The 7,385-nt window shown below is 42.0% G+C and carries 7 protein-coding genes; 3 read left to right on the top strand and 4 right to left on the bottom strand.

Annotation, left to right across the window (positions count from 1 at the left end):
• Window positions 1–2: 2 nt before the first annotated feature.
• From HP456_RS25670 to HP456_RS17140, 3 genes are all read left to right on the top strand, one after another.
• The gene (locus tag HP456_RS25670; RefSeq protein ID WP_376766231.1) at window positions 3–248 is read left to right on the top strand and encodes a CPBP family intramembrane glutamic endopeptidase; all 246 of its coding nucleotides are present in this window, start codon (window positions 3–5) and stop codon (window positions 246–248) included.
• 14 nt (window positions 249–262) lie between these two features.
• Window positions 263–1,501 (top strand): MFS transporter, encoded by a 1,239-nt coding sequence (locus HP456_RS17145; protein ID WP_172253340.1) that lies wholly within the window; start codon window positions 263–265, stop codon window positions 1,499–1,501.
• 112 nt (window positions 1,502–1,613) lie between these two features.
• Window positions 1,614–1,871 (top strand): atypical membrane-integrating protein (Mistic protein), encoded by a 258-nt coding sequence (locus HP456_RS17140; RefSeq protein ID WP_172253338.1) that lies wholly within the window; start codon window positions 1,614–1,616, stop codon window positions 1,869–1,871.
• Between the two features lie 138 nt (window positions 1,872–2,009).
• On the opposite strand, the gene HP456_RS17135 is transcribed toward HP456_RS17140, so the two are convergent.
• The 4 genes from HP456_RS17135 to HP456_RS17120 all read right to left on the bottom strand — a co-directional run.
• Window positions 2,010–3,428 carry an NAD-dependent succinate-semialdehyde dehydrogenase gene (locus HP456_RS17135; protein WP_172253336.1) on the bottom strand — a complete coding sequence of 473 codons (1,419 nt, stop codon included), beginning with the start codon at window positions 3,426–3,428 and terminating at the stop codon, window positions 2,010–2,012.
• A 21-nt stretch (window positions 3,429–3,449) separates the two neighbouring features.
• The gene (locus HP456_RS17130) at window positions 3,450–4,838 is read right to left on the bottom strand and encodes a hypothetical protein (protein ID WP_172253334.1); all 1,389 of its coding nucleotides are present in this window, start codon (window positions 4,836–4,838) and stop codon (window positions 3,450–3,452) included.
• 84 nt (window positions 4,839–4,922) lie between these two features.
• On the bottom strand, window positions 4,923–6,071 hold the full coding sequence (locus HP456_RS17125; protein WP_172253332.1) for an iron-containing alcohol dehydrogenase: 1,149 nt from the start codon (window positions 6,069–6,071) through the stop codon (window positions 4,923–4,925).
• Window positions 6,072–6,255: 184 nt separating this feature from the next.
• Window positions 6,256–7,385 (bottom strand): sigma-54 interaction domain-containing protein (locus HP456_RS17120; RefSeq protein ID WP_172253330.1); only part of this gene is annotated, 1,130 nt, incomplete at its 5' end.

Genomic DNA, 7,385 nt, shown 5'->3' with positions numbered 1-7,385 from the left:
AAATTCTATACAGAGGTTTTCTTTATCCAACCATACGCAATACATTTGGTATAAAGAAGGCAATTCTATTAAGTTCATTAATCTTCTCACTCGTACACCTGCCGTCATTAGATATCCTGCCTGTTAACTTCATAAATGGAATTGTATTTGCCCTTCTTTATGAAAGAACTAACTCTATCTATGTTCCCATAATCGCACATGCTTTATTTAATTTTTGTTTAATAACTCTTGTATATTTATTTAGTTAGGAAGGGAGATTGAAATGGAAGAATCGATTCAACTTCAAGTTAAACAAGATTCAATTTGGAAAAATAAGCAATTTATATATTTATTGGCTTCAAGTATATTTTCAAGTTTAGGAGCTTCGATGTTTTTGTTTACACAATCCTGGTATATTGTAACAATCCTTGATTTGCAAGCGGCAGTTGGGTTTGTAATGATTGGCTCAACTCTGCCTCAGATCATTTTATTATTTATTGGCGGCGTAATTGCAGACCGATGGGATAAAACACGTCTTATGTTTTGGTCGGATCTCACAAGGGTGATATTGATTTTTAGTTTAGTAGTGGTTCTCATTGCTTTTTCCGTCATACCAATTAGTATTTTTATTATCTATGCAATAGCTTTTGGGGTATTGGGAGCATTTTTTTATCCGGCAAGGGATTCTATTATTCCGATCATTACAGAAGATCATAATTTGACGAAAGCCAACTCTTTGATCCAGGGCACAAATCAACTTTCGATGTTGTCGGGTCCATTGATTTGCGGGGTGTTAATCACGATTTTTAACTTTCAAATAACGTTCCTGATTGTTGCCATATTACTTGCAGCTGGTACCTTTCCATTATATTTAATGCAAGAAAGTAAAGTAAATGCAAATAAGAGGGGGCACCCCCTCAAAAAAGAGTTGATGGAAGGTTTGGAATATATAAAAAATTCAAGTCTGCTGCAGGGGCTTATACTGATTTCAGTTCTTATAAATCTGATTATAGTGGGTCCATTATTCATGGGTCTTCCTATATTCGTAAACAGTATTCTCGATGGTACAGCTATGACTTATAGTATGATTGAGGCGACATTATCAATCGGTTTGTTAATCGGCTCTGTCATCATGTTCATTTGGAATACAAATCGCCATAGAGGCAAAATAGCCTTATATTCCCTGCTTTCACTGTCTTTCAGCTATTTTTTATTTTCCCAGACTTCCTCCCTGGTATCAGGTTTGGCTGCAATCTTTTTGGTTGGCGGTTTTATTCAGATAACAACTTTACCGGTGATCAGTATCATTCAAAAACAGGTTCCAAAAGAATATCTGGGAAGGATCATGAGCTTAATGACAATCAGTTCAATGGGATTAACACCAATATCCTATGGAGTTACTTCAATGCTCCTGACATTTGGATTAACTATTCAAGAAATTATGTTTTGGAGTAGTATTTTACTAATATCTGTAACAATGGTAATCATTCTTAGTGCAAAACAAATTCGCGGTATCCATTAATCCGGTAAATAACAATATGAGACTTTGATTTTTTAAACATCGAGGGATGAACCTTTAGCGGAATAAAGTATAATCCCATCAATTTCCACGCATACTATTGATGGGTGATAATATGAGAGCGAATAAAGATGAAACCGAAAAGTACAGCGATGCCATTGATAAGATGCAAGAGGGATTAGAAGCAATGATTGAGCTATATAATGATATGGAAGAGGATGCACCATTTATTGATTTGGATGAGGGCGTTCTTCAAGATCTCGAGAAAGCGAAGCGCATATACGGGGAAGAATATGTGAGTAAAAAGGTGAACACAATCTTAAAAGAGGTGTTGACCTGGCTTGATTTGAAGGAAGATGCAGAAGGGGAATAGTCAGTTGCAAAGCAGGCAGTCAGCTCTGTTTTGGCTGTTTTTTATTTGAAAACACATTCTGCCGGCATTAGGAAACAAGAAACCCCCCATCGGTACTATGATGGGGGGTTTGTAAATTGGCAGGATGAACCTTGTAACTTATAATCCGACAGATATATATTTTACTTCTAAATATTCCTCAATTCCATGATGTCCGCCCTCTCGACCCAATCCACTTTGCTTGAATCCGCCGAAAGGAGCCTGCGGGGTGGAAGGGACACCGTCGTTCAAGCCTACGATTCCGTACTCAAGCTGTTCACAGATTTGAATTCCTTTTTGAATATTTTCTGTGAATACATAAGCTGCAAGACCGTAGATGGAATTGTTCGCGCGTTCAATTGCTTCTTCCTGTGTTTTAAACGTAGAAATCGGAGCAAGCGGTCCGAATGTTTCATCCGTCATGCACAGCATATCTTCACTCACATCGGTAAGGACAGTAGGTTCGAAGAATAATCCCTTGCCGGCTTTTCCTCCGATGACTACTTTCGCCCCTTTACTTACCGCGTCATCGATATGATTCTGAACTTTTTCCACTGCACCTTCATCGATAAGAGGTCCAATGTCCACGCCTTCTTCAAGCCCGTTTCCGACTTTCAGTTCGCTTACCTTTTCCACAAGCTTCTGAGTGAACTCTTCAGCGATATCCTCATGTACATATACACGGTTCGAGCATACACATGTCTGACCTGCGTTGCGGAATTTGGAGGCAACGACACCTTCGACTGCTTTATTGATGTCACAGTCGTCCATAACGATGGAAGGGGCATGTCCGCCAAGTTCCAGGGAAATTTTCTTAATGGTATCAGCGGATCCTTTCATCAGCTGTCTGCCCACTTCGGTCGATCCGGTGAAGGTCAGCTTGCGCACGCGTGTATCCTCGAGCCATGCTTCACCGATTGCTTTCGAATCACCGGTGACGACGTTGATGACGCCTTTCGGAATACCCGCCTTTTCTGCAAGGGCAGCCATTTTCAAAGCGGTCAATGGTGTAAGATTAGCCGGCTTGATGACGACTGTACACCCGGTAGCGAGAGCTGGTGCCACTTTCCGTGTGATCATCGCAGCAGGGAAGTTCCATGGTGTAATGACAGCCACGACCCCGACAGGCTGCTTCGAAACAAACAATCGCTTATTTCGTTGTGTGGCCGGGATCTGTTTGCCGTATACCCGTTTGCCTTCTTCTGCATACCAGGAGATGAAGCCGTTGGCATATTGGATCTCACCCAGCGCTTCTTTTAAAGGCTTACCCTGTTCCATCGTCATAGTCCGGGCGAGGTCTTCTTTATGTTCATTGATCAGGTCGTACCATTTACGGATTAGCTCGCTTCTTTCGTAGACAGAATGCTGGGACCAGTCGCGGAATGCATTATAGGCGGCGTCCGCTGCACTCACCGCTTCACTTTTCCCGCCTTTTGGGATCGTGGCCACTACCTCTGAAGTTGCTGGGTTGGTCACTTCCACCTTAGGTAAGTCGCTGCCGATTTCTTCCCCGTTAATGATCATATTGTAGTGTTGCATGTTCAGCCTCCTCTTTAAATGTTAAGAAATTCTTTTGATTTCATCTTCTTCTAGATCTTTAGTGAATATTTTATCATTTTCTCCTTTGAAAAACTTCTTTCCATAAATAAGTACACAGAGAATGATTCCGACTGCAAAGCCCCAAGTCGCTCCTTTGGTCGCTAACACCGCGCCAATGATCCCTGCAATCCCAAGATCTCTATGGCTGCGTGCTTCAAGGATACCTACACGGACACTGACGTAACCCTGGATTAATAGAGTAAGAGCCAGTGCAATTCCGAGTATCGGTTCTACTAAACTAACAATCGGGAGTAATAGAAGCCCGGTATTAGTCCCCCATCTGAAAGAGCCTGATCCCCCAAAGAGGGAATGCATCGCTTTTTTTCCTTCTTTGAATCGTTCGATGACGACTACCTGCATGGCTGCCCATAAGGGACCTGCCATCGTAACATCAGGACCAAGGATACTCATGATTGTATTCCGTCCCCCGAAAATCATATGTGCCCGGTTTGGATTATAGTCGATTTTTTCATCCCGGCGGAGATCATCTGCTTCTTCAATCAATGCCTTACTTTGAAGAACGTCACCGAATAAGACGATGTATGCTGCGAGTACTGTCGGCAGGGCGCTTATAAATAACATGGCAGAAGGGAATCCTACCCCGAATACCGTATATTCATTCCAAAGAGTACTGAAATCGGGATTAATCAAGCCCCATTCAATCGTGGGCCATGGTGCTTCCCCGAATAAAGGAGCAATGATGACCGCTAAAATAATGATAGGGAAAATTCCGAGTTTCCCTATCAGTCCCCATAAAGCGCTCTTATTTTTAAGCTGATTGAAATGCTGCGAGAAAATGATATAGAATGCAATCCCTACAGCGATTGAGATTGTCCATGGGAAACTTTCGAAACGGCCTCCAACCTGGAAAACCGAAATAACCGCAGCGAATCCGGCACCCAGAATGACACCTGACTTAATCGCAGGTGGAACAAACGATACCACTTTCTTTGCAAGGCCGGTCACCCCTAAGAAAATGGAGAAGAGACCGAGTGTGAGCTGGAATGCGACCAGTGCATGCACCCGTTCTTCACCTTCTGGAAACGTTGATACATAAGCCATGATTAAAGGGATGGCCGGTGTGATCCAGCCAGGAACAACCGGGTCGCCAAGTAAATGGTGTGTCAAATAAAGTAAACCATTCAATAACACGACAGCCAAAGCAACTTCAAATGGCATCCCCAATAATTCAATCATCAATGGAATTGCGGCTAAGTCCACTGCACACATGAGCAGTCCCTGTACATAGTCCGGCCACTCAAACTTATAATGGATAAAAGGAAGTCTTAATTTAAATGGTCCTAATGGAATGTATGGTGATTCCTCACCATGTTTACGGTTTTTCCACATATTATATACCCCTTTTCAGAATAGATAAGACTCTTTTTCCCGTTTTTATTTAATTATTTCATCCCAACCTTATTGACAAGCAGCCTAGTAGGCCGCTTGATAAATTTGTTCTATTTCTATTAGTGTCAGTTTGCGGGGGTTATTGTCTAAGAGACGTTCAATCTTGCTTGCATCTGCAGCCATTTCCGGAATATCGCTTTCAGGTATGGAGAAGGCCCGTAGTCCAGATGGAATATTCACTAAGCTGCACAATCGTTTCATTGCATGGACGGTTTTATCTGCAGCATCGGCGTCAGATAAATGACTTACTTTTTCACCTAAAGCCAATCCGATATCACGGAAACGCTCCATACAGGAAATTTTATTCCATTCCATCACATAAGGAAGGAGAAGGGCATTGCTTACTCCGTGTGGAATATGGTAACGTCCTCCGAGGGGATAAGCGAGGGCATGTACAGCGCCCACTCCGGCGTTTCCAAATGCCATACCGGCCATCAAACTTGCCGTTGCCATGTTTTCACGCGCATCCAAATGGGACGGGTTTGCGTAAGCTTTCGGCAGATTTTCAGCGATCATTTTAATTGCATATATAGCCAGTGCATCAGTGATTGGAGAGGCGTGCACCGATATGTAGGCCTCGATTGCATGAACAAGTGCATCAACACCGCTTGCCGCCGTAACAGAAGGCGGCATCGTCAATGTCATCTCAGGTGCCACAATCGCAACATCAGGCAGCAGATAATCACTGACGATTCCTTTTTTCAGCTGAGCCTCCTTATCAGAAAGAATCGAGATATTCGTTACTTCGGAACCGGTCCCGGCTGTAGTGGGGAGAGCGATGATCGGTGCGCCTTTCTTCGGTACGAGATCTGTCCCTACCAAATCCGTGAGCTTTCCATCAAATCCTGCAAAAGCAGAAACACTTTTGGCGATGTCAATGGCACTTCCTCCGCCGATGGCAATCAGTCCATCGTGAGCCCCTTCCTTGAACATGTTCGTACAATCATGCACAACTGAAAATTCAGGTTCAGGCTTTACACCCGTAAACATCCCGAAAGTAAGCCCTTTCAAATATGGGGTGACTTGATCGACGACGCCTGCTTTTTGTAAAATTTCGTCCGTCACAATAAGAGGATTTTTTATATCCAGACGCTGAATTTCTTTAGGTATTGATTCTGTAGCCCCTTTTCCTGTAATGAGTTTGTTGGCAATTTTGAATGTGGATATTGTCATGATGACGTGCTCCTTTCTTATTAGTAAACTCTTAAATAGTTTTTAGGAAAATTCTTTTTGTAAAAGGTAATGCAATTTTTGTGCCAACTTTCAGAAAAGTTAAATTGAGAGGGTTATATATGAAGAAGGTCAGTAATGATGATTAGAAAATGAATCAAAAAAAGAGATTTGATTAAAAATATAATCAAATCTCCCATTTTTTCATTTTCTGTACGATTGTTGATTGACTGATTTGTAAGACTTCGGCAGCTTTGCGTGTTGTTTTATATTTTTTTAATGCTTTTGTAATTAACTTTCTTTCTAAATTGTCAACCGCTTCTTTTAATGGAATGATCCCGATTTCATATGAGAAGTCCTTTTGCTTGTTGCTTGCCTCTGAGAGCTCTTGTGGCAAATCCGCTGAATCTATGGTTTCAAGAGGGGATGTGACAACTAAACGTTCCATGCAATTTTTTAGTTCCCGAATATTTCCGGGCCATTTATATTCATGAAGGATATTCAATGCTTCGATGCTTAATGTCTTGGTCGTTCCATATTCGTTATTAAAGTCCTCAAGAAATTGCTCTGCCAGCGGGATGATTTCTTCATGGCGATCTCGTAAGGAAGGGATTTCGATTGGTACCACGTTTAAGCGATAGTAAAGATCTTCCCGAAACTCACCATTCATTACGAGATCTTTAATATTCTTGTGTGAAGCGGCAATGATCCTTACATTGATTTGTTTCAGTTTTGAAGCGCCGATCGGGATGAATGCCTGGTCCTCGATGACCTTGAGTAATTTCACTTGAAGCTCCAAAGGCAGATCGCCTATCTCATCAAGGAATAAGGTGCCGTTATCAGCAATTTCCAACAGCCCTTTTTTTCCTTTTGCGAGAGCTCCTGTGAATGCCCCGGGTTCATACCCAAATAGTTCGGCTTCGATTAAACTTGAAGGAAGGGCACTGCAATTCAATTCCAGAAAGCTTCCTGCGGTACGGTTTGAGTGCTCATGAATGTACTTCGCAACGATTGTTTTACCGACCCCTGTTTCACCTTGAAGAAGCACTTTTGCATCCGTTTTCGCCACTCGGTTGATGAGCTCGAATGTATTCTTCATTTTTTCACTTTGATAAAATGATGACTGGATTGAATCGTTTGTGAAGGTAGCATTAGTGCTTTGCCTAAGATTCTTTAATTCTTGGAGTTCTTCAATCCTGAGCTTGAGTTTCAACAGTTCAGTGATATCCCTTACGCTGTTGATGACATAAAGAATTTCCTTTTTTTCATTGAAAATAGGGGTTCCCGAAACAATGATTTTTCGTCCGTTATGAATAG

Origin of the sequence: Bacillus haikouensis, assembly GCF_013179555.1 — a bacterium.
GTDB classification, from domain to species: Bacteria; Bacillota; Bacilli; order Bacillales; family Bacillaceae_B; genus Rossellomorea; species Rossellomorea haikouensis_A.
Note: the sequence above shows the minus strand (reverse complement) of the source record. Positions and strands in the feature narration are given on the sequence as shown.

What these genes read in the sequence shown, in the direction of transcription:
- HP456_RS17125 (WP_172253332.1), bottom strand. Translation starts at nt 6,071, where the DNA reads ATGACAATATCCACATTCAAAATTGCCAACAAACTCATTACAGGAAAA.
- HP456_RS17130 (WP_172253334.1), bottom strand. Translation starts at nt 4,838, where the DNA reads ATGTGGAAAAACCGTAAACATGGTGAGGAATCACCATACATTCCATTA.
- HP456_RS17135 (WP_172253336.1), bottom strand. Translation starts at nt 3,428, where the DNA reads ATGCAACACTACAATATGATCATTAACGGGGAAGAAATCGGCAGCGAC.
- HP456_RS17145 (WP_172253340.1), top strand. Translation starts at nt 263, where the DNA reads ATGGAAGAATCGATTCAACTTCAAGTTAAACAAGATTCAATTTGGAAA.
- HP456_RS17140 (WP_172253338.1), top strand. Translation starts at nt 1,614, where the DNA reads ATGAGAGCGAATAAAGATGAAACCGAAAAGTACAGCGATGCCATTGAT.